A 23,290-nucleotide genomic window follows, 5' to 3' on the forward strand; every position below is an offset into this window, starting at 1 on the left:
GTAACGCCGCACCGAGGGGCGGACATCGGTCTTGGCCGGTGCTGTGACCGTTTTCGGAGAGGATTCCGGAGGATCGACGGAGACCGGAACCGTTTCAGGGATGATGGGTGACCGCTCGCCGGGTGCGCGTGAATCACTGGGTGGATGTGGCTCGTTAGGCGGGCATGGTTCGCTGGGAGGGCAGGACGTTTCGGGAAGCGCTGTGCTGTGCATCGGGTGTCGGGCTGGGGGGCGGGGTTCGATGACCGCTACGGGAATCGGTTGGGTGGGATGCGAGTCCGGGGAGTCGGGGGAAGGAGCGGGCTCGTCGGTTCGAACCTCGTCAGGGGAATTCGGTGATCGCCCTCGGTGCGGTTCCGTACTGGGCGATTCTTCGTCCCCAGTGGTCCGGAACAGTTTCCGGAGGTCGGCCATGAGTTCGCTGAGGCGGTCCCTGAATCGCAAGGTTTTCCCGGATGGTTACGTCGGTGTGCCGGAGCGATCCCGTTGGTTTCGTGATGGCTCGGGATTCGAGGGGCGGGAACACGTTTCCCGAGACCACGACGAAAGTGATTACCCGGCGCTGGTTTGCCTCGTGGCAGTCTAGTTCACTGCCCGGTCCGCGCGGGTTGTTTTCGGATAACAGCGATGGTTCGCACCGGTCACACCTCGCCCGCGAAGTAGACCGTGTTCGCGGCGAACGCGTTCGGCTGCACGCTGACCTGCAGCTCGCCCGGTTCCTCGGATATCTCGAAGACCATGGTGTAGGTGACGTCGCCTCCCGGTGGCAGTTCGGTGTTCGGCAGCTGGTCACCGGCGGTGTAGTTCTGCTGGGCGACCTTTCCGGCGTGCTGGGCTGTGATGCTCACCGAAGCGACGTTGTACTCGTCGTCGCCGTTGTTGACCACGTGGACGTCGAACTGGACGTATCGTTTGCCCGCCTCCGGCTGGAGGAACTGGTTGCTCTCGGTGTAGGGACTCGGTCGCGAGACGGAGATCGTCTCTCCTCCGCGCCAGGTGTGTTTCTCGCCGAACCCGAGTTTCTTGGGCGATTCGGATGATCCGGAATCGGAGGAGGAACCCGAGTTGTTGTTGGATCGTGAGGTCACCGCTGGTTCGCTGTTGGCGGCCCCAGCCTCCTTCACAGCGTTATCGATGCCTTGAACCAGTGCGACCTGGACCACCACGGTGACCACGATCCCCAGTACGCCCAGTCCGGTGCCGATCCCGGCCATCACCTTCCTGGTGCCGAACAGGGCGATGACACCCAGGACGACGCCCACGAAAGCGGCTACGGCGGTCAGGTTGTTCAGGATGGGGACTATCGATCCGCATGTGCCGATGATTCCCAGCACCAGGCTCGCCACTGCGAGGCCGGAGAACTTTCCGTTGCGTTGTTGCGGTGGAACGGGCGTGTAGGTCATCTCGTTTTCCTTTCATTCGATGCGGACCATCCGTCGGAGGACGCGTCCGTTGGCGAACACGATGTGTTGAATCGAGGTTTATTCCGTACCGTCGACCGGTGGGCGGTACCGCCGTCGAGGCGCGACTACGAACGGCGCCACGCCCGTATCCCCGGTGCGTGAGTCGGATGCGTTGCCGTTTGGCGGTCCTTCGGCGCGTCGGCGCCGAAACGACTACCCACGCGGCCCGCACCGCTGCGGGTTCTCTCGTGGTGCTCTCGCGAGGACGGCTCCGACGTTGTGTAGTAACTACTCGATGTCGGGGCACCCGCAGCGAGAGCCCGCGAGAGGTTCCGCCAAGTGAGTCCCGCGCCAACCGGAACTGAGCACCTTTGGTTATCGGCCTCGGATCCTTCGTCCGTACTGGCTCTCGGGATGCACGATGGCGTCGGCCACCCGGCCTCCCGCGTCCTTGGCGCCGCCCGCGAAGTTCAGCGTGCCCTTGGCGTTGGCGCTGGCCGCCACGCCGTGCCAGTACCTGGCTTCGCGTTCCCAGCGCACTGTGGACAGCAGGTGGAGCAGCTCGTCCTCGGTGAGCGTGCCCCCGGTGGTGGCCCAGCCGGTCGCCTGGTGCGCCGCGATGCCGATGCCCGCCAGCACCGCCGGGGCGGACACGGCCGAGCGCGCGAGGAAGTGCTCCCGCAGCGTCGAGATGACCGTCGACAGCAGCGGCACGAGCCTGCGGGTGGCCTGTTCGGCGGTGACTCCCTCGGGCAGTTCCTCGTCCCGCAGGGTCGATCCCGAACGCGTGAGCCCCGCCCTGCCGAACAGCGTGCACACCACCAGCACGCGCAGCGCCGAGAGGGTGACCACCTCGGGCGCGGAAGCCTTGAGCTGCCTGCCGCGGGTTTCGACGAACTTGCCGAACGGCACGGACTCGCCGTCGCGTTCGACCCGCACGGCGTCGATCACCAGGTGGGCCAGCCGGGTGCCGAAGTCGCGCTGGTCCATCGACATGGCCAGGTTCTTGGCGACCGTGATGCCCTCGACGTTGCGGTCGTAGAAGATCTGCCGTGCCTCCTTGACGTCCAGGCCCCAGAACAGTTCGAAGGGCACCCGTACCCGGTTCAGCTCATCGATGGTGAGCCCGTAGCGCTCGGGTGAGTCGTAGAGCTCGTGCCAGGCGGCGACCTGCGTCTCGCCGTCGATGGCCACCACGGGCGAGCCGGGGGCGATGGACACCGTTCGCATGCCGGTTCCCGCGACGAGTTCCTCACCGATCGAGGCGAGCTGGGATCCCAGCCAGAGCGTGACCGGGGGTGTCGACCACGCGGCCCCCAGATCGCCTTTCACTCCGGCGGCCATGTAACCGGCGTAGGAGGCGACGTTGCGCCCCTTGCTCGTCGATCGCAGCATCCGCTGCACCAGCCCGCGCACCTCGGCGTGCCTGCGCAGTGTGCCGGAGGCGTGTTTGAGCGCCTGCTGGTTCTCCTGTGTTTTCGGTGAGGGGACCAGCTGCAGCAGGGTGGGCAGGCCGAGCGCGCCGATCACCGCGTCCGGGCGGAACGGGGTGACGTGCAGCCGGATGCCCTCCGTTTCGCTGGTGGGCATGGGGATGGACATGGCGTTCCTCTCTCGTGAAGCGGGTCTGGCCTCTCTCGTGGAACAGCTCTGGGTGGTGCGATCGTCTGACAACCGCCCGCGTTGAAAGCGTGATCATAAAAACACAAGCTGAAAGCACTGTCAAACATGTTTACAGATTTGATCGGTGTTGTAGGCTGTTTACGGTTCGGATCCCGGAACAGGACAGGACGTCGCGATGCCCCGATCAGCCGCGCGGCTGACCGCTGCCGAGATCTCCCGCATCGCGGGGGTCACGCGGGCGACGGTCAGCAACTGGCGCCGACGCCACCCGGACTTTCCGGCGCCGGTGGGTGGAACCGACAGCAGCCCCGCCTACGACGCCGAACAGGTGCGGAGCTGGTTGTCGGAGCGGGGCCAGCTCCCGCGACGAACCCCGCGGGAGGAACTGCGCGACACACTGCGCACGGCCGGGGACGAGATCGGCGGCCCGGCCGTCCGATTGCTGCCGCTGCTGTCGGCGCTGGCCGGGCTCGACGAGTCCGAACGCGCCCGGATCGCGGGCTCGCCCGAACCACGGCAGTGGGAGCTGCTGGACCGGGTGATGAACGAACACCTCACGGAGAGCCCGGGGGTGCGTGGGCCGTTTCCGGACGAGGTTCCGGCGACGGTGCTGCGCTCGCTGCTGGACTGCGTGACCGCCGACGGCGTGCTCGCCGCACTGGACGTACTCACCGAGCTGATCACCGAGGATCCGGAGACCGGCACCACCCCGACCCCTCGGCCGCTGGCCGAGCTGATGGTCTCGCTATTGGCTCCCGGCGAGGAGCGGTTCCCGAGGTCCGTTTTCGACCCGGCCTGCGGCGCGGGCGGGTTGCTGCTCGCGGCGGCCGAAGCCGGTGCCGCCGAGGTGTCCGGCCAGGACGCGCACGACCCGCAGGTCGCGCTGAGTTCGGTTCGGCTCGACCTGGCCACCTCGGCCGAGCGGGTGATCCGCGCGGGTGACAGCCTCCGCGCGGACGCCTTCCCCCGGCTGCGTGCCGGGGGAGTGGTCTGCGGCCCGCCGTACGGGGTGCGGGACTGGGGCCACGAGGACGTCGCCTACGATCCGCGCTGGGTGTACGGGCTGCCGCCGAAGTCGGAGTCCGAACTGGCCTGGGTACAGCACTGTCTGGCCCACCTCGAGCCGGGCGGCCGGGCGGTGCTGTTGCTGCCGCCAGGTGTGGCGGAGCGGGCCTCCGGGCGTCGGATCCGTTCCCAGCTGGTGCGTTCCGGCGCGCTGCGGGGGGTGATCGGGTTGCCGCCGGGCGCGGCGGTGCCCTCGCACCTCGGGCTGCACCTGTGGCTGCTGGCCGCGCCCGACCCCGAGCACCGCGAGGTCGCCCCCGTCCTGTTCCTGCAGCCACCGGCCGAGGAGACGGCGCCGCCCGCCGATTCCTCGGGCGAGCAGCGCGCCTCGGGACGTGCCGCGTTGTCCTGGGAGGCGCTGCGGGAGCGGGTGTTGCCCGCATGGCGCGACTTCCTGGCCGATCCGGAGGGTTTCGAGGCCGTACCGGGAGTCGCCTGTGCCCGTCCGGCCGTGGACGTGCTCGACGAGAACGTCGATCTCACGCCGCGACGCCAGGTGCACACCGGTGCCGGGACGGTCGATCCGGCGCGCAGGCACGATCGGGTGCTGCGGTCGTGGCAGCGGCTGCACCGCGCCGGCTCGGAACTGCTCGACTCGCTCGACGTTCCGGAGTGGCGTTCCGCCGGTTCGGAGCCGGTCGCCTGGCAGTCGGCCACTGTGGCCGATCTGCTGCGGGGCGGGGCGCTGGAGCTGCACCGGATCTCGACCTCCGGTGCTTCGGAGGAGACCGCCGGTGCCGAAGTGGCTTGGCGGGTGCTCACCTCCGCCGATGTGTGGGAGCACGCGGCGCCTTCCGGCTCCACCGGGCAGCCGCCCCCGGAGACGGTGGAGATCACCGAGGGCGACGTGATCCTGCCGGACACGCTCAAGGGGTTGCGGCGGGTACCGGTGCGCGTGGCAACGGCCGAGGACTCCGGGGCGCTGCTGGGGCGGCAGTTGTATCTGCTGCGGCCGGATCCGGAACGGCTCGACGCGTGGTTTTTGGCCGGTTTCCTCGGCTCGGAGGAGAACACGCACAGCGCCACCACCGGCAGTTCGATCCTGCGGCTGGACGCCAAGCGGCTGCGGGTGCCGCTGGTGCCGCCGGAGCGGCAGCGCGGCTACGGCGACGCCTTCCGGCGGCTGCACGAGATGCGGGAGTCGGCCCGCGCGGTGGACCGGATCGCGGCCGAGGCGCTCCGCGAGACCACCGCCGGCCTCACCGAGGGCGCGTTGCTGCCGCCGACCGAGGACTCCGAAACGGAATCCGATGTGGACCTTCGATGACCACCGGCGACCCCGCGGCGCCGGGCACCGCCCCCGCAACCCGCACAGAGCCCGCACCCCGCTCTGAATCCCACGCCGCCCGAGAACTCGACGCCCCGAAGCGGTGGGGTACCGACACCGCCCCGGCTTCGTCGTCGCGAATCCGATACCGAACACCTGTCAGTGAAAGATCATTCGTCAGTAGTATTTCAGCAGGTCGCGTTCGTGCGACAGCTGCGGGGAAACCGACCCGGCCGGGGGAAAGCCGATGACAACGACCAGTGAGGGACTGGAGACCGGTGCGCTGGTCTCGGTCCGTGGGCAGAAGTGGGTCGTCAGCGAGGTCGACCAGGGCGAGACCAGCACCCTGGTGGGGTTGCAGAGCGTGGAGGACGGCCGTTACGGCGAGACGCTGGAGGTGCTCTGGGAACTCGAACCGGGCAGGCAGGTGCTGCCCGCCGGTTCGCTGCCGGAGCTGCCCGAACAGGACTTCGACCCGCCGGAACGCCTGGCCGCCTTTCTGGACGCGGTGCGCTGGTCGGCGGTGACCTCGGCCGACGTGAAGACGCTGCAGGCTCCGTTCCGCTCGGGCGTGGCGATCGAGGACTACCAGCTCGAACCGGTCGCCCGCGCCATGGACTCCCCGCGCGTGAACCTGCTGCTGGCCGACGACGTGGGCCTGGGCAAGACCGTCGAGGCCGGGCTGGTGGCTCAGGAGCTGCTGCTGCGCCAGCGCGGCAAGCGCATCATGATCGTCTGCCCGGCCGGGTTGACCGCCAAGTGGCGCGACGAGATGGCCGAGAAGTTCGGCCTGGACTTCACGATCATCGACTCCGAGTGCTGCGCGCGGGTGCGCCGCGAGTACGGCAGCGCGGCCAACCCGTTCAACATCTTCCCCAGGGCCATCGTCAGCCTACCCTGGTTGCGCGGCGCCAAGGCGCAGCGACTGCTGGGCGAAGTGCTGCCCGCCGGAGAACCGACCTACCCGCGCACCTTCGACCTGCTCATCCTGGACGAGGCCCACCACGCGGCCCCGGCCGCGCCGAAGCAGGTCTACGCCGTGGACTCGCAGCAGACCAAGCTGATCCGCACGCTGGCCCCGCACTTCACGCACCGGCTGTTCCTCTCGGCCACCCCGCACAACGGTTACCAGGCGTCGTTCACCGCTCTGCTGGAGATCCTCGACGACCAGCGGTTCGCTCGCGGCGTGGAGCCGGACCGGGCGGCGGTGGACGAGACCGTGGTGCGGCGGCTCAAGACCGAGATCACCGACGCCGACGGCACCCCGCGCTTCGCCCGCCGCCGCGCGGTGGCCCTGCCGGTGGAGTATCCGGACAGCGAGCGCGAGATCCACGGCCTGCTGACCCGGTTCGCCGCGGCACGCCGCGACAAGCTCGCCTCCCGCCGGGGCCGCAAGGCCACCGACCTGGTGACGCTGCTGCTGAAGAAGCGGCTGTTCTCCAGCCCCGCCGCGTTCGAGCACACCGTGGGGGTGTATCTGGACACGCTGCGCTCGCGGTCCGGCTCGGCTCAGCTCGACGACGACGTTCCGGAGTGGATGGACGAGTTCTTCGACGAGCTCGCCACCTACGACGACGAGCACATGGCCGACGCCGAGGACGACGCGCTGGACCGTACCCGCCCGATGCAGCCGGACCCGGCCGAGGACGAGATCGGCCTGCTGGAGCGGATGCGGGAGTGGGCGCGCTCGCACGAGGCCCAGCCCGACGCCAAGGCCCGCGAGCTGATCAAGCACCTCCAGCAGGTGTGCAAACCGGACCGGGACTGGACCGACGAGCGAATCGTGGTGTTCACCGAGTACCGCGACACCCAGCAGTGGCTGGCGAACCTGCTCCGCCAGGAGGGCCTCGGCGGTGACAGGCTGGCCGAGCTGCACGGCGGCATGAGCACCGAGGAACGGGAGCGGCTGCGGCTGGCCTTCCAGAAGCACCCGAGCGAGCACCCGCTGCGCATCCTGCTCGCCACCGACGCGGCCAGCGAGGGCATCGACCTGCAGAAGCACTGCCACCGGCTGGTCAACTACGACATCCCGTTCAACCCGAACAAGCTGGAACAGCGCATCGGCCGCATCGACCGCTACGGCCAGACCCGGGTCCCCGAGGTCCGGCACTTCGTCGGCACGGGCTGGGACGGCGCGGTGGACTCCTACGAGGCCGACCTGGAGTTCCTGGCCCGGGTGGCCGACAAGGTCGCCCGCATGGCCGAGGATCTGGGGTCGGTCAACGCGGTGCTCTCGGACAAGGTGCAGCGCCGGATGCTCGGCCAGACCGTCCGCGACGACGAGGTGGACAGCGCGGGCAGCACGAAGGACCGGCTCGTGGTGGAGTCGAACGTGCGCGAGCAGGTCCGCAAGCTGCGGCAGAACCTTGACCGCACGGTCAGCGAGCTGGGGATCACCCCGCGGCGCGTCAAACGGGTGGTCGACACCGCGCTGGAACTGGCCGGGCAGCAGCCGCTGCGCGAGCACGTCGACGACCGCGAGGCCCCCGTGCCCGGGACGCTGTACGACGTGCCCGCGTTGACCGGCTCCTGGACCCGCGCCACCGAGGGGCTGACCGAGAAACCGGTCGAGCCCGACCAATCGCGAAACGCCGAGCAACCGCGCCAGCTGCCGGTGACCTTCGACCCGGCCGTGGCCGAGGGCCGCGACGACGTGGTGCTGGCCCACCTCAACCACCCGCTGGTGTCGATGTCGACCGGTCTGCTGCGCTCGGCGGTGTCCAACGAGAACTCGGAGCTGCACCGGGTGACCGCGGTGGTCAGCGACGACCCAGAGCTGGAGGACGTGCTGGTCGGCGCGTACTCGCGGTTCGTGCTGGTCGGCGCCGACGGGGTGCGGCTGCACGAGGAGGTCATCCACGCGGGCGGCTGGGCACCGGCCAACGGGCGGTTCCGCAGGCTGGAGAACCTCGGCACGCTCGGCGGCATCCTGGACCGCGCGCTGACCGACGGCACCCCCGCGCCCCCGCCGGTGTGGAACCGGATCGTGGGCCGCTGGCCCAAGGTCCGGGAGGGCCTGCTCTCGGCCATCGACTGGCGCACCCGCACCCGGCGGGACTCGCTGCGGCGCACGCTGGCCCAGCGCGAGGAGGCCGAGCGGGAGCGCATCAACACCGTCATCGACCAGTTCGCGAGCACGCTGCGCGCCAAGCTGGCCGAGGACGAGGACCAGGCGGAGGAGGCGTTGTTCAGCCGCGCCGACGTCAGCCGCAGCCGGGAGGAGCGCGCCCAGTACCGCCGCGACCGGCAGAAGTGGCAGCAGCGGCTGGACCAGCTCGCCACCGAGCGGGACCGCGAGCTCGGCGTGATCGCCGAGCGCTACCGCGAGCAGGAGCCGCACCGTTTCCCCGTAGCCGTGATCGTTGTCGTGCCGAAGCGAGAGGCGACCCGATGAGCCCGAAACCGTTCCACCGCAAGGCACCGGACGCAGCAGAGCAGCACCGCGAGTGGCTGGACCTGGTCGAGGTGAGCGGCCCGTTCCTCTCGCTGCCGGTGCTCAAGCGGCACTGGCCGAGCGGGCCGGACGCGCTGGACAAACCCACCAGGCAGCGGCTGCGTCGCGCGCACTCGGCCTGGCAGGCCGACGTGGTCGCGGGGCAGCGGGACTGGATCGACTACGTGCTCGGCGAGCTGCTCGGCTGGGGCGAGCGGCTGCGCCGCGAGGGTCTGGAGGGGCTCTCGCTCGACGTGGCCGAGCACGACACCCGGCTGGCGCCCTCCTTCGCGCTGGTCGAACCCGAGGAGCGCGTCGAGCCGGACGGGCGGGCCGAGCCGGGCGAGCGGGCCGAGTCGGCCGAGCAGGTCAAGCCGGACGCGGTGCGGCTGCTCGGCATGGTCTGCGAGCCGGGCCAGCAGCCCACCGCCCGGCTCGCCGGTTCCAGCTGGGCCGCCACGCCCGCCGACCGGCTGGCCCAGCTGTGCCGCCACCACGGCGTCGAGCTCGGCCTGGTCACCGACGGCCGCTGGTGGGCGCTGGTGCGCGCCCCGCGCATCGGGGTGACCACCACGGCCGTGTTCGACGCGGTGCCGTGGCCGGAGGCCGCCGAACGCGACGTGGTGCGCGCCTTCGTCTCGCTGCTGGGGCGCAAGCGGTTCTTCGCCGTGCCGGAGGGCGAGCGGCTGCCCGAGCTGCTCAAGGCCAGCGAGGACTCGCAGGAGGAGATCACCGAAGCGCTGGGCGTGCAGGTGCGCGAGGCGGTGGAGCTGCTGGTGGCCGCGTTCGGCCGGGCCAGCACCGAGCAGCGCCGCCGTGGCGAGTCCGAACTGGACTCGGTGCCCGCGCACGAGGTCTACCGCGGCGCGGTGTCGGTGATGATGCGCGTGGTGTTCCTGCTGTTCGCCGAGGAGCGCAGGCTGCTTCCCTCGGACAACGAGCTGTATGCCACCACCTACTCGGCTGGTCGGCTCTACGACGAGCTGGAGCGGCGCGAGCTGGAGTCCAGCGAGGAGGATCTGCAGCAGACCTACACCGGCTGGTACCGGCTGCTGGCGCTGTTCGAGGCGGTCTACCGGGGCGTGAGCCATCCCAGGCTGACGATGCACCCGCACGACGGTTCGCTGTTCGACCCGGACGCGTTCCCGTGGCTGCCGCTGAACATCGACGACCGCACCGTGCTGCACATGCTGCGGTCGGTGCAGCACGTCTGGGTGGGCAGCGGTAAGTCGCGCGAGCGGCGCACTCTGTCGTTCCGCTCGTTGGACGTGGAGCAGATCGGCTACGTCTACGAGGGCCTGCTCTCCTACGACGGGTTCCGCGCCGAGGACACCACCGTGGGGCTGGTGGGCAAGCAGGGCAGGGAGGCCGAGGTGCCGCTGCGGCGGCTGGAGGAGCTCGCCGCCGACAGCGCCGACACCACCGAGCTGGCCGGGACGCTGGCGGCCGAGTTCAAGGACTCCGGCATCGGCACGGCCAAGCAGCTGGCCAAGCGGCTCGCCCCGCCGGACGCGGTGGAGCGGGAGGAGCGGCGCAAGAAGCTGCTCGGCGTCACCAGGGGTGATGCCGCGCTGACCGAGCGGCTGCTGCCGTTCCGGGGTGTGATCCGCGACGATCTGCGCGAGCTGCCGGTGGTGGTGCTGGGCGGGGAGCTGTTCGTCACCGAGTCGCCGCTGCGCGCCAACACCGGCACGCACTACACCCCGCGCTTCCTGGCCGAGGACGTGGTGCGCCACGCCCTGGAACCGCTGGTTTACGAGCCGGGGCCGTTGACCACGGCCGAGCAGCGCGAGTGGCGGCTCAAGCCCAGTGAGCAGATCCTGAAGCTGCGGGTGGCCGACATCGCGATGGGTTCGGCCGCGTTCCTGGTGGCGGCGGCGCGGTATCTGGGCGGCAGGCTGCTGGAGGCCTGGATCGCCGAGGACGACGAGCGGGTGCGCGAGTACCAGCCGCAGGAGCACGCCGGGGACAGCGAGGAGGACCCGGCGGTGGTGGAGGCGCGCAGGCAGGTGATCGAGCACTGTCTGTACGGCGCGGACATCAACCCTATGGCGGTGGAGATGGCCAAGCTCTCGCTGTGGCTGGTTTCCATGGACTCCCAGCGGCCGTTCACCTTCCTGGATGACCGGTTGGTGGCGGGGGACTCGCTGTTGGGGATCACCTCGCTGGAGCAGCTGGAGTACATGCACCTGGACGCCAGGAAGGGGCGGGCGATCCACGAGCGGTCCCCAGTGGACTTCACCGCCGATGTTCGTTCGCTGGTGTCCGAGGTGGCCGAGCAGCGCCGTGAGCTGCGCGAGATCGATGGCACCACAATGGAAGGGCTGAACCGCAAGCGCGCGCTGCTGGCCGAGGCCAACCTCAAGGGCAGGCGGGCCGAGCTGGCCGCGGATCTCACCGTCGGCGCCGCTCTCGCGCATGCCGGGCGCGGTGAGAAAGGGCTGCGCGACGGCTCCATCGCCGCCGCCGACCACGCGCGGCGAATGCACACCGACGAGGCCCGCGCTCGCGAACAGGCCCGCGAGTGGCTGGACACCGACCTGCCCGAGGGCAACTTCGGCCGCGAGACGCTGCACTGGCCGCTGGTCTTCCCCGAGGTCTTCGAGGACGGCGGCTTCGACGCGGTGGTGGGTAATCCGCCGTTTTTGGGTGGGCTGAAGCTCACCGGTGCGCTCGGCACGGCGTATCGCGAATTTCTGGTGCACACTCTTGGCAGAGGCGCACGTGGATTGGCCGACCTCGTGGCCTATTGCGAACTGCGTGCTCACGCTGTGATTAACGAAACTGGCCAGAGTGGCTTGATCGCCACCAACACCCTGGCACAGGGCGACACCCGCGAGGTCGGCCTGGACCAGCTCGTCGATGACGGAGTGACGATTCGCCGTGCGGTCAAGAGCGAACCCTGGCCGTCCAAGAGCGCGGCGCTGGAGTACTGCGCCGTGTGGACCAGCAGGGCTGAGCTGAGCGCGCGGGCGCGACGAATTGCCGATGGGGTTGCGGTGGATGGCATCACACCTTCGCTCGATGTCGAATCCCGTGTGACCGGCAACCCGGAACGGCTTGCGGCGAACCGTGGTATCGGATTCATCGGCTCATACGTGCTGGGCAAGGGATTCCTCATGCGGCCTGAAGAAGCAGCAGCCATGATTGAGAGCGATCCCAGTAACGACGAGGTCCTCTTTCCTTACCTCAACGGGGACGATCTCAACTCGCGGGCGAACTGCGAGGCCAGTAGATGGGTAATAAACTTCTTTGACTGGCCTGAAGAGGAAGCCAAGAAGTACCCGACCTGCTACGAGAAAGTTCTTCGAGATGTCAAGCCTGTAAGGGAAGAGAATAATCGCAAGGTATACCGCGATTACTGGTGGCAGTATGCTGAGCAACGTCCAGCGATGCGGAAGGCTATCGCTGATCTGGATCAGGTGTTGGTGCTCACGCGGGTGAGCAAGACCGTGATGCCAGCGATGCTACCCACCGGTCAGGTTTTCTCAGAGGCGACAGTTGTGTTCGCCACCGAGGACACGGCGATGCTGTCCTTGCTGTCGAGCGCGCAGCACTACTGGTGGGCGAAAACTCGTTCCTCGTCGATGAAGACTGATCTCCGCTATGCGCCCTCCGACGTCTTCGAGACCTTCCCACTGCCGGAACTCACTCAGGAACTACGGGATCTCGGCGACGAGTTGGATCGCTATCGCAGGGACGTGATGCTCACGCGGGATTCGGGGCTGACCAAGACCTACAACCTGGTGTTCGATCCGGAGTGCACCGATTCGGACATCGTCGAGTTACGGCGGATTCATCGCGAGATCGACGAGGCCACGGTGCGCGCCTACGGTTGGCAGGATCGCATCGACGCGGTCGGCGGCCTGGACCACGGTTTCCACCCGGTCGGCCGCGAGACCCGCTACACCATCGGCCCCGCGGCCCAGCGCGAGATCCTGGACAGCCTGCTCGAACTCAACCACGAGCGCCACCAACAGGAAGTCGCCCAGGGCCTGCACGACAAGAAGAAGGGCACCAACAAGCAGGCGACCGCCAAGAAGAACACCTCACGCAAGTCCAGCGAACCCGAGGACGGCCAGGGAACCCTGCTGTGACGCCACCCCGACCTCGACAACTCCAGAACCGGAACCGGTTACCTGTTGGTCGCGGGGCCGCGCCCCGCGCCTGCGGAAGTTTCCCGGCGTTGGAGCGGAAAGACAGTGGTTCTGCGCCGCTTCTCGGGAGGCGGCGCAGAATTCGTCTCTCGTGCTTTACGGGGTAGGCGCGTCTCCCAATGCGCGTGCGGCGTTGTCGAGGAGCTCGGTGTAGGTGAGGACTTCGACGCGGTTGGTGTGGGTGTTGAGGGTGCGCAGGGCTTCGTTGAGCTCGCGCTCGGCGATCTCCGGGTGCAGCTGGGGGTGGCCGATGACCACGGTCGCGCTGGCGCGCTTGGTTTCGAGCCCGAATTCGTCGCGGATGCGCTGTCGGTGCTCGTCGAGGCTGGCGAGGTAGTTGATGGCCTGCCCACGGCGTTGTGCACTTCGGCAGTGGGCACCCAGGCGTTGCGGTGTCGTTTGATTATTCCGGAGACGCCCAGGGAGCGCTTGAGTTCGACGATGTGCAGGGACCCGTCGGCCCGGATCAGTGGGATGTCGAGTTCCTCGCCGTCGACCAGGCGACGTCGTGTGGCCGCATCGACGAAGCGCCCACCGAAGATCCAGGGGTGATGCTGGAGGAGTTCTTGGAGAGCTTCTTCTCCTGTCGTCGGGTCGTCGACGAGCTTGCGGAGCTCGGTAAGGGTGTCCGAGCGTTGTTTGAGTTCGGTGGCTTTGAGGATCGCTTGTCCGTCCGGATCCTTGGCGAGAGCTTCGACTTTTTCCGAGGACATGGCGATTCGCTGCGCTGTTTCTCCGGGATTTTCGATGTCGATTCGTTCGGACAGAACGCGTTGTAACCAGAGCATCAGTTCGGCTCTTCCGCGCACTAGACGGTAGCGACCTGGAGTCTCTTCAGGAGCATCGAGAAGCTGTGCGTCATCACCCAACTCCCTCAAGCGTGTGAGTAGATCGTGAAGTCCTGCTCCCGGCTGCTCGACGAGATAATCGTTTCCTGCTTCGTTGATAAACTTGAGTGTGCGGCTGAGCGTGCCCGCGACGAGTTTCTGCAGGCTGTCTTTACGTTTACTATCCTTGATGAGACGATAACGTTCGTCGAAATCGGGCTTAAGGATCCTGCCAGTTGCGTAGCCATGTGCCTCGTGGAGTAGACAGACGATGTCCCACTCGTTTTCTTCAGATGCACGTAGCCGAGCCTGCTCCAGTAATCTGCGCAAGGTTTGTCCTGCCCTGTAATCTCGACCTTTTCCGCTGCGCATATGCGCGATGACGTCAGTGATGGCCTGTCTCACCTCCTGGGCGGTCGCTTCCCGCTCGGTGTGTTCCAACTGCCGTTCCAGCGTCGCGTCAGCTCGAATCTTCATATCGAACATTGTGTGCAAAGACACGACAGATTACACTAGGGCGATTGAGAAACTGTACTGAAACTACATTTCGATGCAATGCACGGACGATTACATCCGACGGTTCTGCCCTACTCAGCACGACTGCGCCGTTACCAGCGGTGTTCGGGAGTTCGAGTCGGGCTGGGCAGTCAACCGTGTGTGGGAGCAGCGACCACGTCTGTGTTGGTTTCCTGTGTGGCACTGTGTCCGCGTGCTCGTGTGGATCGACTCCGCGAAACCTTGGTCACGGTCGGGTTCGCCGATTGCGGGCCAACGTGGGGGCTCGGTCGGCTAGGGTGATCGTGAACGAGTGGGGTCGTGCACGGTGATCGTGCTTGGGACGTGAAGGGAGCCGTGATGGCGGAGCAGAGCGCCGATGCGTCCGGTTTCGAAGGAGCTGGGGCGGCGTTGCAATCGATCCGAGACGAGAACTCCTGGATCCAGCAACAGATCTCCGGCGGCGGACTGAGCATGGAACCCCAAGCCGCCGACGACGCGGCGGCGGTGTACGAACGCGAAGCCGAAGAGGTTAGTTCACTGATTCGTGCAGCTATGCAGCTGCAGCAGGTTCCCGGGCTGGGTGACTATCCCTCGGGGCGGCAGTTGGCGGCCAAGTTCGGGCAGAAGGCCAGCAACGGTTCCAACGGTGCGGCGGATTTGTTGAGAGAGTTCGCTGACGAGTTGTATCGCAAGGCCGATCTGTTTCGGCAGGCCAAGAAGAAGTACCAGGCCACCGATGACCAGGCCGCCCGGGAACTGCGAAGGAGTACGGAGTGAACAGGCGGATGCGGTCGTTGGCAGCGGTTATTGCCGGGGCGGCGCTGATCGGTGCGGCAGGGTGCTCTTCCGGCGGAGGCTCCGGGAACGCCTCAGAGACAGATACGTCTTCGTCGGAGGAGAGTTTGGCCAGCATGAAGCCGTGCGATGTGCTGCCGCAGGATACTCTGAAATCCTTGGGCCTGGAAGTGCCGGGAGAATCCGTGGAACATCTCCCATGGGCTCCAGGATGCGATTACGACGGCGATCCCGTTGGATTAACATTAGAACTGAATAAGCGCGAAGCGGTCGCGGACGCTGAGCAGAAATCCGTGTGGGCGGAGTTCGAACGTCTCAAGGTCAATGGTCGTGCCGGAGCGCGGGCGATTGTCAAGGGAGCGACGCAAGCGCGAGGCTGCGATGTGATGTTCGATGCTGGAGAAGGGATGGTCCAGGTTCGCACGACTGAAACTGGTCGCTTCGACAGTGTCGACGAGTGTGCGAAGGCGTTGGAGATCGCGAAGAAGGTGGAGCCGAACGTTCCTGAGCCCGCGTGAGTGGGGCTCACGGCACGCTGCGCTTGCAGGCCTGTTGCGACCTTGGCGGAAGTGTGGACGCGGGTAGCGCCTCCGGTGGTGTCGGAGGCGCTGCGTCGCCGAAACTGTCTCAGCTGAACCGGTCGGTTTTGACCGCGTCCAGGAACGTCTGCCACTGCGCGCTTGTGGTGGTGAAGTAGCCGAGCGAGCGGTCCTTGGTGTCGCGTACCGCCGCGCCGTCGCCGACTCGGCCGACTTCGACGCAGGCCGTGTGATTGCTTGACCGGCTGGACTTACGCCAGCGCGTAACCGTTTCCGTCACGATATACTCTCCTCAACAGCGTCTGCACGGTCGGCGATGAAACTCAACGATTTCTCTGTGCTTACGGCCGTTCCCCGCAGGGTATCGAGAGCTAGGGGGTATTTCTCAACTCGAAGAGGCAAAATTCGCTTGAGTGGGTTAATGTCCAGCGGTTTGTTGTGGGAGCGGGGATTGTTCTGGCGACTCCGCTTTTGCTTGCCATGCGTCGCGCTACTGTCAGTATTTCCCAGGAGTTCGAGCTGAGCCGGGCTGTCAGGTTGGGAGTGGCCCCACATATCCGCCGAGTGGATCTGTTCGAAGGCTGAGAGCACCGAGTGTGGGAGCAGTGACCACGTCTGTGTTGGTGTCCTGTGTGGCGCTGTGTCCGCGTGCTCGTGCGGGTCGACTCCGCGAGACCGTGGTCATGCTCGGGTTCGCCGATTGTGGAACAGCGTGGGTGCTGGTTCGGCTAGGGTGATCGTGAGCGTGTGGGGTCGTGCACGATGAGCGTGCCTGTGATGTGAAGGGAGCCGTGATGGCGGAGCAGAGCGCCGATGCGTCCGGTTTCGTGGGTGCTGGGGCGGCGTTGCAGTCGATCCGGGACGAGAACTCCTGGATCCAGCAGCAGATCTCCGGCGGCGGGCTGAGCATGGAACCCCAAGCCGCCGACGACGCGGCCAAGGTGTACAGGCGCGAAGCCAAAGTAGCCGATGAGCTCGCTGTTTCAGCCGGTAGGTTGCAGCAGGTTCCAGGTCTGGGGGCTTACACCTCTGGACAGCAGTTGGCGGCCAAATTCGGAAACAAGGCTCAAAACGGTTCGAGCGGTGCGGCGGATTTGTTGGGGCAGTTCGCTGAAGAGCTGCGGCGCAAGGCGAATCTGTTCGAGCAGGCAAAGAAGAACTATCAGGCTACCGATGAGCAGGTTGCCGACGATCTGCGGAGGGGTGCACAGTGAGGTTGTGGACGCGATCATTGTTGGCGGCTGTTGCCGGGGTGGCGCTGATCGGATCCTCTGCGTGTTCGCCGAGTGAAGGCGCTGGTGACGGCTCGTCAGAGACCACTGGGAACTCGCCTTCCGACGAGGCACTGGCGAGTGTGAAGCCGTGCGAGATGTTGTCGTCGGAGACTCTAAAGTCATTCGGTCTGGAAGTGCCGGGGGAACCTAAGGATCAGCTACCTTGGGCACCGGGGTGCTATTACTCTGGTGAACCGGTTTCAGTGAGAATGGAAAAAAATACACGTGAGACAGTCTCCTCTTCAGAGGAGAAATCTGTTTGGGTTGAATTCGAGCGCCTTGAGGTGAACGGTCGTACTGGGGCTCGGGCTATTAACCAGGGGACCACGAAGGCTCGACTTTGCAATGTGATGTTTGACGCCGGTCAGGGGTTAATCCAGGTTCAGGCTCGCGAAAATCAATTGCCTGACGATGTGGATGAATGTCAGGAGGCGTTGAAAATCGCGAAGAAGATCGAGCCGAACGTTCCGGAGCCGGCGTGAGCGAATGGCTCAGCGTCTGTGCTGGTAGGTGTGCTTCGGCCTCAGCGAGAGTGAGGGCGCGGGTAGCGCCTCCGGTGTTGGCGGAGGCGCTGTGTCGCCGGGGTCAGTTGAACCGGTTGGTCTTGACCGCGTCCAGGAACGTTTGCCACTGCGTGCTTGTGGTGGTGAAGTAGCCGAGCGAGCGGTCCTTGGTGTCGCGGACCGCCGCGCCGCCGTTGATCCGGCCGACTTCGACGCAGCTGCTGTTCGGCCCGGATCGGCTCGATTTGCGCCAGCCTTGCGGGGGCATCGTCATAGTTGCCCTTCTATCTCGTCTTTGATTTTGGCGATGAGCCCGATCGAGTCTTCCGGGGTCATCGTCAGTTGTTGCAGGGCGGTCGCCGCCGTATCGTACGCGGCAACATCCCTACTCTTGTGCAAGAACGTGGTCGAGTGGAAGTTCTCGACGTGCACGATCGGTGCTGACGTGGGGAAGTGGAAGACGAGGAACGCACCTGAAAAGCCACTCTCAAGAAGAACACCTCGGGCGACTCCGACCAGCAGAACGGCATCGAGGCCCTGTTCTGATCGGATGTCCGGCTGACCGGCAGCGAAGCCGTGACCGATCGGGCGACCGGGCTCGCTGCCACAGTCGGGTTCGCTGATTGCGGGCCAGCGTGGGTGCTTGGTCGGCTAGGGTGATCGTGAGCGTGTGGGGTCGTGCACGGTGAGCGTGTCTGTGGTGTGAAGGGAGTCGTGATGGCGGAGCTGAATGCTGATCCGTCGGGTTTCGTGGGTGCTGGGGCGGCGTTGCAGTCGATCCGGGACGAGAACTCCTGGATCCAGCAGCAGATCTCGGGCGGCGGGCTGAGCATGGAGCCCCAAGCCGCCGACGACGCGGCTGCTGTGTACGAACGCGAAGCCCTGGAAGCTGATCGTCTGGCAGAAGATGCTGTCCGGTTGCAGCAGGTTCCTGGCTTGGGCGATTATAGCTCAGGGCAACAGCTAGCTGCCAAGTTCGGCCAGAAAGCGACTAACGGTTCCACTGGCGCAGCTGATTTGCTGAAACAGTTCGCTGACGAGTTGCGCCGCAAGGCGGATCTGTTCAAGCAGGCGAAAAAGAACTATCAGGATACCGACGAGCAGATTTCCGGCGATCTGCGGAGGGGTGCGCAGTGAGGTCCTGGACACGATCGTTGTTGACGGCTGTTGCCGGAGTGACACTGGTTGGTGTGGCCGGATGCTCGCCCGGAGGAGCAGCCGACGGTGGTTCAGGAGACCCGTCGGGTTCGACGATCTCTTCTTCACCGAGGGATAGCTTGGCTGATATTAAGCCGTGCGACATGCTACCTCCGGGAACTCTGAAATCGTTTGGACTTCAAGTTCCTGGTGAACTTGACAACATGTTGGAATGGGAGCCCGCCTGTGATTATCAGGGTGACCCAATCAATGTCAACATGATTAAAAATATGCGGGAGACGGTGAAATCCGCCTCAGAGAAGGATGTGTGGGCGGAGTTTGAACGTCTCCAAGTCAATGGTCGTTCTGGAGCGCGTGTCATCACTAAGGGTGCTACGAAGGCTCGAAGCTGCACCGTAATGTTCGACGCGGGGAAGGGAACCGTCCAGGTCCAGGCCAACGAAGTACGTCTCCCTGACGATGTGGACGAGTGTCAGAAGGCGTTGGAGATCGCGAGGAAGGTGGAGCCGAACGTTCCTGAGCCCGCGTGAGCGGGCGTTGCGGCACTATGCACCGGCAGGCGTGCCTCGGTCTTGGCGGGAGCGTCGGCGCGGGTAGCGCCTCCGGTGGTGTCGGAGGCGCTGCGTCGCCGAAACTGTCTCAGCTGAACCGGTCGGTTTTGACCGCGTCCAGGAACGTCTGCCACTGCGCGCTTGTGGTGGTGAAGTAGCCGAGCGAGCGGTTCTTGGTGTCGCGGACCGCTGCGCCGTCGTTGATTCGGCCGACTTCGACGCAGCTCGTACGTTGCTGGGGTCGGCTCGATTTGCGCCAGCCTTGCGGGGGCATTGTCATAGTTGCCTTTCCATTTCGTCTTTGATTTTGGCGATGAGCTCGATCGAGTCTTCCGGGGTCATCGTCAGTTGTTGCAGGGTGGTCGCCGCCGTATCGTACGCGGCAACATCCCTACTCTTGTGCAAGAACGTGGTCGAGTGGAAGTTCTCGACGTGCACGATCGGTGCTGACTTGGGGAAGTGGAAGACGAGGAACGCACCTGAAAAGCCACTCTCAAGAAGAACACGTCGGGCGACTCCGGCCAGCAGAACGGCATCGAGGCCCTGTTCTGATCGGGTGTCCGGCTGACCGGTAGCGAAGCTGCGATCAACCTGGCGGATGGGCTCGCTGCCACAGTCGGGTCCGCTGATTGTGGGCCAGCGTGGGTGCTTGGTCGGCTAGGGTGATCGTGAGCGAGTGGGGTCGTGCACGGTGAGCGTGCCTGTGGTGCGAAGGGAGTCGTGATGGCGGAGCAGAGTGCGGATGCGTCCGGTTTCGTGGGTGCTGGGGCGGCGTTGCAGTCGATCCGGGACGAGAACTCCTGGATCCAGCAGCAGATCTCCGGCGGCGGCCTGAGCATGGAACCCCAAGCCGCCGACAAGGCAGCCGAGGTGTACTTGCGCGAAGCCGGGAAAGTCGACGAACTTATCGACGCTGCTATTGGCCTTCAGCAGGTACCAGGTCTCGGGGCCTACACCTCTGGGCAGCAGTTGGCGGCCAAGTTCGGGAACAAGGCCCGTAACGGCTCGAACGGTGCGGCTGATCTGCTTGAACAGTTTGCTGATGAGCTGCGGCGTAAGGCGGATCTGTTCAAGCAGGCGAAGAAGAACTATCAGGCTACCGATGAACAGGCTGCCGATGATCTGCGAAGGGGTGCGCAGTGAAATTGTGGACACGCTCGTTGTTGACCGCTGTTGCTGGGGCGGCGTTGATTGCGGCTTCCGCATGTTCGCCGAGTGAAGGTACTGGTGACGGCTCGTCAGAGACGAGTGGGAATTCGCCTTCCAGTGAGGCATTAGCGAGTGTTAAACCGTGCGAAATGCTTTCCTCGGATACCCTAAGTTCATTCGGGCTGGAAGTGCCGGGAAAGACCAAAAGTGAACTACCATGGAAGCCGGGTTGCTACTACGAAGGTGATCCGTTCACTGTGAGGATGGAGAAAAACACCCGTCAAACGGTGGATTCATCCGAGCAGAAATCAGTTTGGGCTGAGTTCGAGCGTCTTGAGGTCAATGGTCGTTCCGGAGCCCGAGTGATCACCAAAGGAGCAACACAGACGCGGGCTTGCGGCGTTATGTTCGATGCGGGGGAAGGGATCGTCCAAGTCCGAGCCCGTGAGATCCGTTTGCCTGACGACGAGGATGAGTGCGCTGAGGCTTTGAAGATCGCGAAGAAGATCGAACCGAACGTTCCTGAACCCGCGTGAGTGGGTGTCGCGGCACACTGTTTCGGTAGATGTTCTTTGGCTCGGCGAGAGTGAGAGCGCGGTGTAGCGCCTCCGGTGGTGTCGGAGGCGCTGCGTCGCCGAGGCTGTTTCAGCTGAACCGGTCGGTTTTGACCGCGCTCAGGAACGTGTGCCACTGCGTGCTCGTGGTGGTGAAGTAGCCGAGCGAGCGGTCCTTGGTGTCGCGTACCGCCGCGCCGCCGCCGATCCGACCGACCTCGACGCAGGCCGTGTGCTTGCTTGACCGACTGGATTTACGCCAGCGCGTAACAGTTTCCGTCACGATATGCTCTCCTCAACAGCGTCTGCACGGTCGGCGATGAAGTTCAATGAGTCTTCGGGGGTCATCGTCGCCTCGCGCAGGGTATCGAGTGCCTGGCGGTGTTCCTCAACTGCTTTGTTATCGGTGAGAAACACTGCCGAACACAGCTGCTCGAAGTGCACGATCGGTGGTGCCTTCGAGAACTCGAACAGGACGAACTCGCCGGAGTGAGCCGGTGTCCAGCGGTTCACCATTGAGGGGAGCACGCGTACGGTCACATTCGGGAACTCCGCTGTCTTGAGCATGTGCCGTAGCTGGTCGGCCATGGTCGCTGCGTCGCAGACTCGCTCTTCGAGCGCACGCTGCATGATGATGGCCTCGAACTCCGGAGCGTTGCGGCCGATGAGGATGTCGCGTCGACTCGCCCGCATCGCCACTCGCGATTCCAGCTCCTCGGGTGGAGCTTCGGTCATGACGGCCCGCGCGTAGTCCCCGATCTGTAGCAGTCCAGGGATGAGCAGTGGGGCGATTTCGGCGATGTACGTCGCGGTGCGTTCGTACTCGATCAACGAGACGAGCTCCTGGTGAGCACCTGGGAAGCCCGATCGTATCCAGTTCGGATGGTGCGCTTCACGGGCTGATTCAACCAGCCGTTCCCGCTCGGAAGTGGGGAGTCCGAGAGCTACGGCGATCCCGGCGACGTCTTCTGGAGTAGCGGCACGTTCGCCCCGTTCGGTTCGGCCGACCCATGCGTGCCCCATGTTGACTCTGCGAGCCAACTCACGAGTGTTGATCCCTGCCTCGTTGCGAGCTTTCCGCAGTTCAGCGCCTAGCGAGCGTGCTCGTGGATTTCCGGGTTTGGATCCGACCATGAGCCAAGAGTAGTTCATGTTCCCAACACATTGGATCACTCAAAGGTGTCATTGCGTAGCTGGCTACAGTCCGAGATCTTTGGATCGAATCCAAAAGCTTTGGATTGGGTTAACAATGGAGAGACTATCAATGAATACCTTTCGTAGAAGACTGGTGGCTTGTGTGCCAGTGAGCCAGCTTCGACAGTGGTCAGTCATTTCCCAGCTGTTTCCCGGGATGTTCCGGTGACTCCGCCGCCGAGCGCTTGGCATGACCTGGCGTTGCACTGGCATGCCCATGCGGATCTGCGGGCCAGTTGTTCCAGGTCTCGTCGTGGACGGCGGCCGGTGGCGGTGTTGTTCACGCCGCGGGCCGCGGCTGCCTGGCTGGCCGGAACCGTGCAGCGCTACCGCAGCGAGGCGGTGGCGGTGCAATGCAACACCGCCACCGGCCCTGCCCCTACCAATTCGGAGTCGCGGGACAGCTGTCACGACCACCATCTGCTGTCGCTGGGCTATCCGCTCGACGCGTTGATCCTCACCGCCAGCGGGGAGCTGTATTTGCACCTCGACCCGCTCGGCCCCCGCGAATGCCCCTACCACCGACCCGAACGATCCGAACGCCCCAACCCAGGAGACAACCATGTTTACTAACACCATGACGCTGTACCGGGTGGTCAACCCCGACTCGCTGGGCTCCTACACCGAACTGCTGCACCACCAACCCACCGAGCACCGCGTCGACGACGCCGAAGCCTTGCCCTGGCTGCGTGAGTGGGCGCTGGCCGTGCTTTACCGCACCGAGGAACGGTTCGGGATGTATCAGATCGCGATTATGCCGCTGGACCAGCACGACAGACCCGACGAGAACGCCTTCCACGACCTCATCGCCGACGACACCGAGGTCATCGAGGACTACCTCTGCTGGTCCGGATGCTCCGAACTCGTCCCCGCATCAGGAAGTTGAGGGTTTCCGGCCGGGTTTCGTGGGTGGCCGCTCGGCGCAACCTCGGGGACGGCTCTCGCTCCGGCCAGGCCCACCATCGAGTAGCCACCTACGCCACGTTGGGCCTTCCTCGCGAGAGCCGCACGCGAGAACCCGCAGCGGTGCCGATTGCGGGAGTGGTCGGAGTGCGGCCCGCGAGGGTGGTTGAGGTTTGGCACCGCACTTTGCCGAGGGCCGGAGATTTCGCGAGAAATTGGCGGTACTCCGGAAGCTGGGGGAGTGGGGGTTCGGCTCTGCCACACCGACGAAAACATTTCCGCGTTTCCTTGGTGGGGAGATGCTTCTCGCGTCTCGTTGATCACGTCGTCGGAACGTGGGGCGGTGCGGCGATCGCCGTGACACTCAGCTTGCGGGGTGTGAGTAGATCAGCCGCAT

The 23,290-nt window shown here is 65.4% G+C and carries 23 protein-coding genes and 1 pseudogene; 13 read left to right on the forward strand and 11 right to left on the reverse strand.

Translation table 11 applies throughout. From position 1 onward, the window contains the following. Nucleotides 1-641: 641 nt before the first annotated feature. Both BLQ75_RS17705 and BLQ75_RS17710 read right to left on the reverse strand, forming a co-directional pair. Entirely contained in the window at nt 642-1,403 is a 762-nt protein-coding gene (locus BLQ75_RS17705; protein ID WP_092603786.1) for a DUF4190 domain-containing protein, read from the reverse strand. A gap of 375 nt (nt 1,404-1,778) precedes the next feature. Then, nucleotides 1,779-3,005: a DNA sulfur modification protein DndB gene (locus BLQ75_RS17710; RefSeq protein ID WP_170837554.1), complete on the reverse strand. Its 1,227-nt coding sequence runs from the start codon at nt 3,003-3,005 to the stop codon at nt 1,779-1,781. A gap of 196 nt (nt 3,006-3,201) precedes the next feature. Between BLQ75_RS17710 and BLQ75_RS17715 the strand changes: the two genes are divergently transcribed. The 3 genes from BLQ75_RS17715 (at nt 3,202) to BLQ75_RS17725 (ending at nt 12,888) form a co-directional block, all read left to right on the forward strand. After that, nucleotides 3,202-5,358, forward strand: coding sequence for an N-6 DNA methylase (locus tag BLQ75_RS17715; protein ID WP_092603788.1), 2,157 nt, complete (start codon nt 3,202-3,204; stop codon nt 5,356-5,358). 247 nt (nt 5,359-5,605) lie between these two features. After that, entirely contained in the window at nt 5,606-8,752 is a 3,147-nt protein-coding gene (drmD, locus tag BLQ75_RS17720) for a DISARM system SNF2-like helicase DrmD (RefSeq protein WP_092603790.1), read from the forward strand. Further along, the gene (locus tag BLQ75_RS17725; protein ID WP_092603792.1) at nt 8,749-12,888 is read left to right on the forward strand and encodes an Eco57I restriction-modification methylase domain-containing protein; all 4,140 of its coding nucleotides are present in this window, start codon (nt 8,749-8,751) and stop codon (nt 12,886-12,888) included. Before drmD ends, BLQ75_RS17725 begins: the two co-directional genes overlap by 4 nt. A 38-nt stretch (nt 12,889-12,926) precedes the next feature. Here BLQ75_RS17725 and BLQ75_RS17730 read toward each other — a convergent pair whose 3' ends face one another. After that, nucleotides 12,927-14,276 carry a Shedu immune nuclease family protein gene (locus BLQ75_RS17730; RefSeq protein ID WP_211481445.1) on the reverse strand — a complete coding sequence of 450 codons (1,350 nt, stop codon included), beginning with the start codon at nt 14,274-14,276 and terminating at the stop codon, nt 12,927-12,929. A 405-nt stretch (nt 14,277-14,681) separates the two neighbouring features. Between BLQ75_RS17730 and BLQ75_RS17735 the strand changes: the two genes are divergently transcribed. Together BLQ75_RS17735 and BLQ75_RS17740 are read left to right on the forward strand one after the other, a co-directional pair. Beyond that, nucleotides 14,682-15,050, forward strand: coding sequence for a hypothetical protein (locus tag BLQ75_RS17735; protein WP_244515676.1), 369 nt, complete (start codon nt 14,682-14,684; stop codon nt 15,048-15,050). Continuing rightward, nucleotides 15,047-15,586 (forward strand): DUF3558 domain-containing protein, encoded by a 540-nt coding sequence (locus tag BLQ75_RS17740; RefSeq protein WP_244515677.1) that lies wholly within the window; start codon nt 15,047-15,049, stop codon nt 15,584-15,586. The genes BLQ75_RS17735 and BLQ75_RS17740 overlap by 4 nt, the downstream gene beginning before the upstream one ends. A 109-nt stretch (nt 15,587-15,695) precedes the next feature. Here BLQ75_RS17740 and BLQ75_RS17745 read toward each other — a convergent pair whose 3' ends face one another. Continuing rightward, nucleotides 15,696-15,887, reverse strand: a complete 192-nt coding sequence (locus tag BLQ75_RS17745; RefSeq protein ID WP_092603794.1) for a DUF397 domain-containing protein — start codon at nt 15,885-15,887, stop codon at nt 15,696-15,698. A 514-nt stretch (nt 15,888-16,401) separates the two neighbouring features. On the opposite strand from BLQ75_RS17745, the gene BLQ75_RS17750 reads away from it, so the two are divergent. Together BLQ75_RS17750 and BLQ75_RS17755 are read left to right on the forward strand one after the other, a co-directional pair. Further along, on the forward strand, nt 16,402-16,821 hold the full coding sequence (locus BLQ75_RS17750) for a hypothetical protein (RefSeq protein ID WP_139183021.1): 420 nt from the start codon (nt 16,402-16,404) through the stop codon (nt 16,819-16,821). A 38-nt stretch (nt 16,822-16,859) separates the two neighbouring features. Further along, nucleotides 16,860-17,363, forward strand: coding sequence for a DUF3558 domain-containing protein (locus BLQ75_RS17755; protein ID WP_223208077.1), 504 nt, complete (start codon nt 16,860-16,862; stop codon nt 17,361-17,363). Between the two features lie 103 nt (nt 17,364-17,466). On the opposite strand, the gene BLQ75_RS17760 is transcribed toward BLQ75_RS17755, so the two are convergent. Both BLQ75_RS17760 and BLQ75_RS23590 read right to left on the reverse strand, forming a co-directional pair. Continuing rightward, nucleotides 17,467-17,658 carry a DUF397 domain-containing protein gene (locus BLQ75_RS17760; RefSeq protein ID WP_092603798.1) on the reverse strand — a complete coding sequence of 64 codons (192 nt, stop codon included), beginning with the start codon at nt 17,656-17,658 and terminating at the stop codon, nt 17,467-17,469. After that, nucleotides 17,655-18,008: a Scr1 family TA system antitoxin-like transcriptional regulator gene (locus BLQ75_RS23590; RefSeq protein ID WP_342028316.1), complete on the reverse strand. Its 354-nt coding sequence runs from the start codon at nt 18,006-18,008 to the stop codon at nt 17,655-17,657. The genes BLQ75_RS17760 and BLQ75_RS23590 overlap by 4 nt, the downstream gene beginning before the upstream one ends. 93 nt (nt 18,009-18,101) lie before the next feature. Here BLQ75_RS23590 and BLQ75_RS17765 point away from each other — a divergent pair, with 93 nt between their 5' ends. After that, nucleotides 18,102-18,521 (forward strand): hypothetical protein, encoded by a 420-nt coding sequence (locus BLQ75_RS17765; protein WP_092603800.1) that lies wholly within the window; start codon nt 18,102-18,104, stop codon nt 18,519-18,521. Nucleotides 18,522-18,574: 53 nt separating this feature from the next. Then, nucleotides 18,575-19,072 carry a DUF3558 family protein gene (locus BLQ75_RS17770; RefSeq protein WP_244515696.1) on the forward strand — a complete coding sequence of 166 codons (498 nt, stop codon included), beginning with the start codon at nt 18,575-18,577 and terminating at the stop codon, nt 19,070-19,072. 109 nt (nt 19,073-19,181) lie between these two features. Here BLQ75_RS17770 and BLQ75_RS17775 read toward each other — a convergent pair whose 3' ends face one another. Together BLQ75_RS17775 and BLQ75_RS23595 are read right to left on the reverse strand one after the other, a co-directional pair. Next, nucleotides 19,182-19,373, reverse strand: coding sequence for a DUF397 domain-containing protein (locus BLQ75_RS17775; RefSeq protein ID WP_092603802.1), 192 nt, complete (start codon nt 19,371-19,373; stop codon nt 19,182-19,184). Continuing rightward, nucleotides 19,370-19,723 carry a Scr1 family TA system antitoxin-like transcriptional regulator gene (locus tag BLQ75_RS23595; protein WP_342028317.1) on the reverse strand — a complete coding sequence of 118 codons (354 nt, stop codon included), beginning with the start codon at nt 19,721-19,723 and terminating at the stop codon, nt 19,370-19,372. The genes BLQ75_RS17775 and BLQ75_RS23595 overlap by 4 nt, the downstream gene beginning before the upstream one ends. A 93-nt stretch (nt 19,724-19,816) precedes the next feature. Here BLQ75_RS23595 and BLQ75_RS17780 point away from each other — a divergent pair, with 93 nt between their 5' ends. Together BLQ75_RS17780 and BLQ75_RS17785 are read left to right on the forward strand one after the other, a co-directional pair. Continuing rightward, nucleotides 19,817-20,236 carry a hypothetical protein gene (locus BLQ75_RS17780; protein ID WP_139183022.1) on the forward strand — a complete coding sequence of 140 codons (420 nt, stop codon included), beginning with the start codon at nt 19,817-19,819 and terminating at the stop codon, nt 20,234-20,236. Beyond that, on the forward strand, nt 20,233-20,778 hold the full coding sequence (locus tag BLQ75_RS17785; RefSeq protein ID WP_244515678.1) for a DUF3558 family protein: 546 nt from the start codon (nt 20,233-20,235) through the stop codon (nt 20,776-20,778). Before BLQ75_RS17780 ends, BLQ75_RS17785 begins: the two co-directional genes overlap by 4 nt. 109 nt (nt 20,779-20,887) lie before the next feature. Here BLQ75_RS17785 and BLQ75_RS17790 read toward each other — a convergent pair whose 3' ends face one another. The 3 genes and pseudogenes from BLQ75_RS17790 to BLQ75_RS24280 all read right to left on the reverse strand — a co-directional run. Next, the gene (locus BLQ75_RS17790) at nt 20,888-21,079 is read right to left on the reverse strand and encodes a DUF397 domain-containing protein (RefSeq protein WP_092603806.1); all 192 of its coding nucleotides are present in this window, start codon (nt 21,077-21,079) and stop codon (nt 20,888-20,890) included. Beyond that, entirely contained in the window at nt 21,076-21,627 is a 552-nt protein-coding gene (locus BLQ75_RS24275; RefSeq protein ID WP_244515698.1) for a DUF5753 domain-containing protein, read from the reverse strand. Before BLQ75_RS24275 ends, BLQ75_RS17790 begins: the two co-directional genes overlap by 4 nt. Nucleotides 21,628-21,717: 90 nt before the next feature. Beyond that, nucleotides 21,718-21,948, reverse strand: a pseudogene (locus BLQ75_RS24280) (helix-turn-helix domain-containing protein); the annotation flags it as partial. A 309-nt stretch (nt 21,949-22,257) separates the two neighbouring features. Here BLQ75_RS24280 and BLQ75_RS17800 point away from each other — a divergent pair. Continuing rightward, complete coding sequence (locus tag BLQ75_RS17800) at nt 22,258-22,563, forward strand: hypothetical protein (protein WP_092603810.1); 306 nt, start codon at nt 22,258-22,260, stop codon at nt 22,561-22,563. Next, the gene (locus tag BLQ75_RS17805) at nt 22,553-22,876 is read left to right on the forward strand and encodes a hypothetical protein (RefSeq protein WP_092603811.1); all 324 of its coding nucleotides are present in this window, start codon (nt 22,553-22,555) and stop codon (nt 22,874-22,876) included. Before BLQ75_RS17800 ends, BLQ75_RS17805 begins: the two co-directional genes overlap by 11 nt. The last annotated feature ends 414 nt before the right edge of the window (nt 22,877-23,290 follow it).

Origin of the sequence: Actinopolyspora xinjiangensis (assembly GCF_900104475.1) — a bacterium.
In the GTDB taxonomy this organism is placed as follows: domain Bacteria; phylum Actinomycetota; class Actinomycetes; order Mycobacteriales; family Pseudonocardiaceae; genus Actinopolyspora; species Actinopolyspora xinjiangensis.

Excerpts from the sequence above, each read along its gene's own strand:
- BLQ75_RS17705 (WP_092603786.1), bottom strand. The coding sequence starts at position 1,403 with ATGACCTACACGCCCGTTCCACCGCAACAACGCAACGGAAAGTTCTCC.
- BLQ75_RS17710 (WP_170837554.1), bottom strand. The coding sequence starts at position 3,005 with ATGTCCATCCCCATGCCCACCAGCGAAACGGAGGGCATCCGGCTGCAC.
- BLQ75_RS17715 (WP_092603788.1), top strand. The coding sequence starts at position 3,202 with ATGCCCCGATCAGCCGCGCGGCTGACCGCTGCCGAGATCTCCCGCATC.
- drmD (WP_092603790.1), top strand. The coding sequence starts at position 5,606 with ATGACAACGACCAGTGAGGGACTGGAGACCGGTGCGCTGGTCTCGGTC.
- BLQ75_RS17725 (WP_092603792.1), top strand. The coding sequence starts at position 8,749 with ATGAGCCCGAAACCGTTCCACCGCAAGGCACCGGACGCAGCAGAGCAG.
- BLQ75_RS17750 (WP_139183021.1), top strand. The coding sequence starts at position 16,402 with ATGGCGGAGCAGAGCGCCGATGCGTCCGGTTTCGTGGGTGCTGGGGCG.
- BLQ75_RS17760 (WP_092603798.1), bottom strand. The coding sequence starts at position 17,658 with ATGACGATGCCCCCGCAAGGCTGGCGCAAATCGAGCCGATCCGGGCCG.
- BLQ75_RS17765 (WP_092603800.1), top strand. The coding sequence starts at position 18,102 with ATGGCGGAGCTGAATGCTGATCCGTCGGGTTTCGTGGGTGCTGGGGCG.
- BLQ75_RS17775 (WP_092603802.1), bottom strand. The coding sequence starts at position 19,373 with ATGACAATGCCCCCGCAAGGCTGGCGCAAATCGAGCCGACCCCAGCAA.
- BLQ75_RS17780 (WP_139183022.1), top strand. The coding sequence starts at position 19,817 with ATGGCGGAGCAGAGTGCGGATGCGTCCGGTTTCGTGGGTGCTGGGGCG.
- BLQ75_RS17805 (WP_092603811.1), top strand. The coding sequence starts at position 22,553 with ATGTTTACTAACACCATGACGCTGTACCGGGTGGTCAACCCCGACTCG.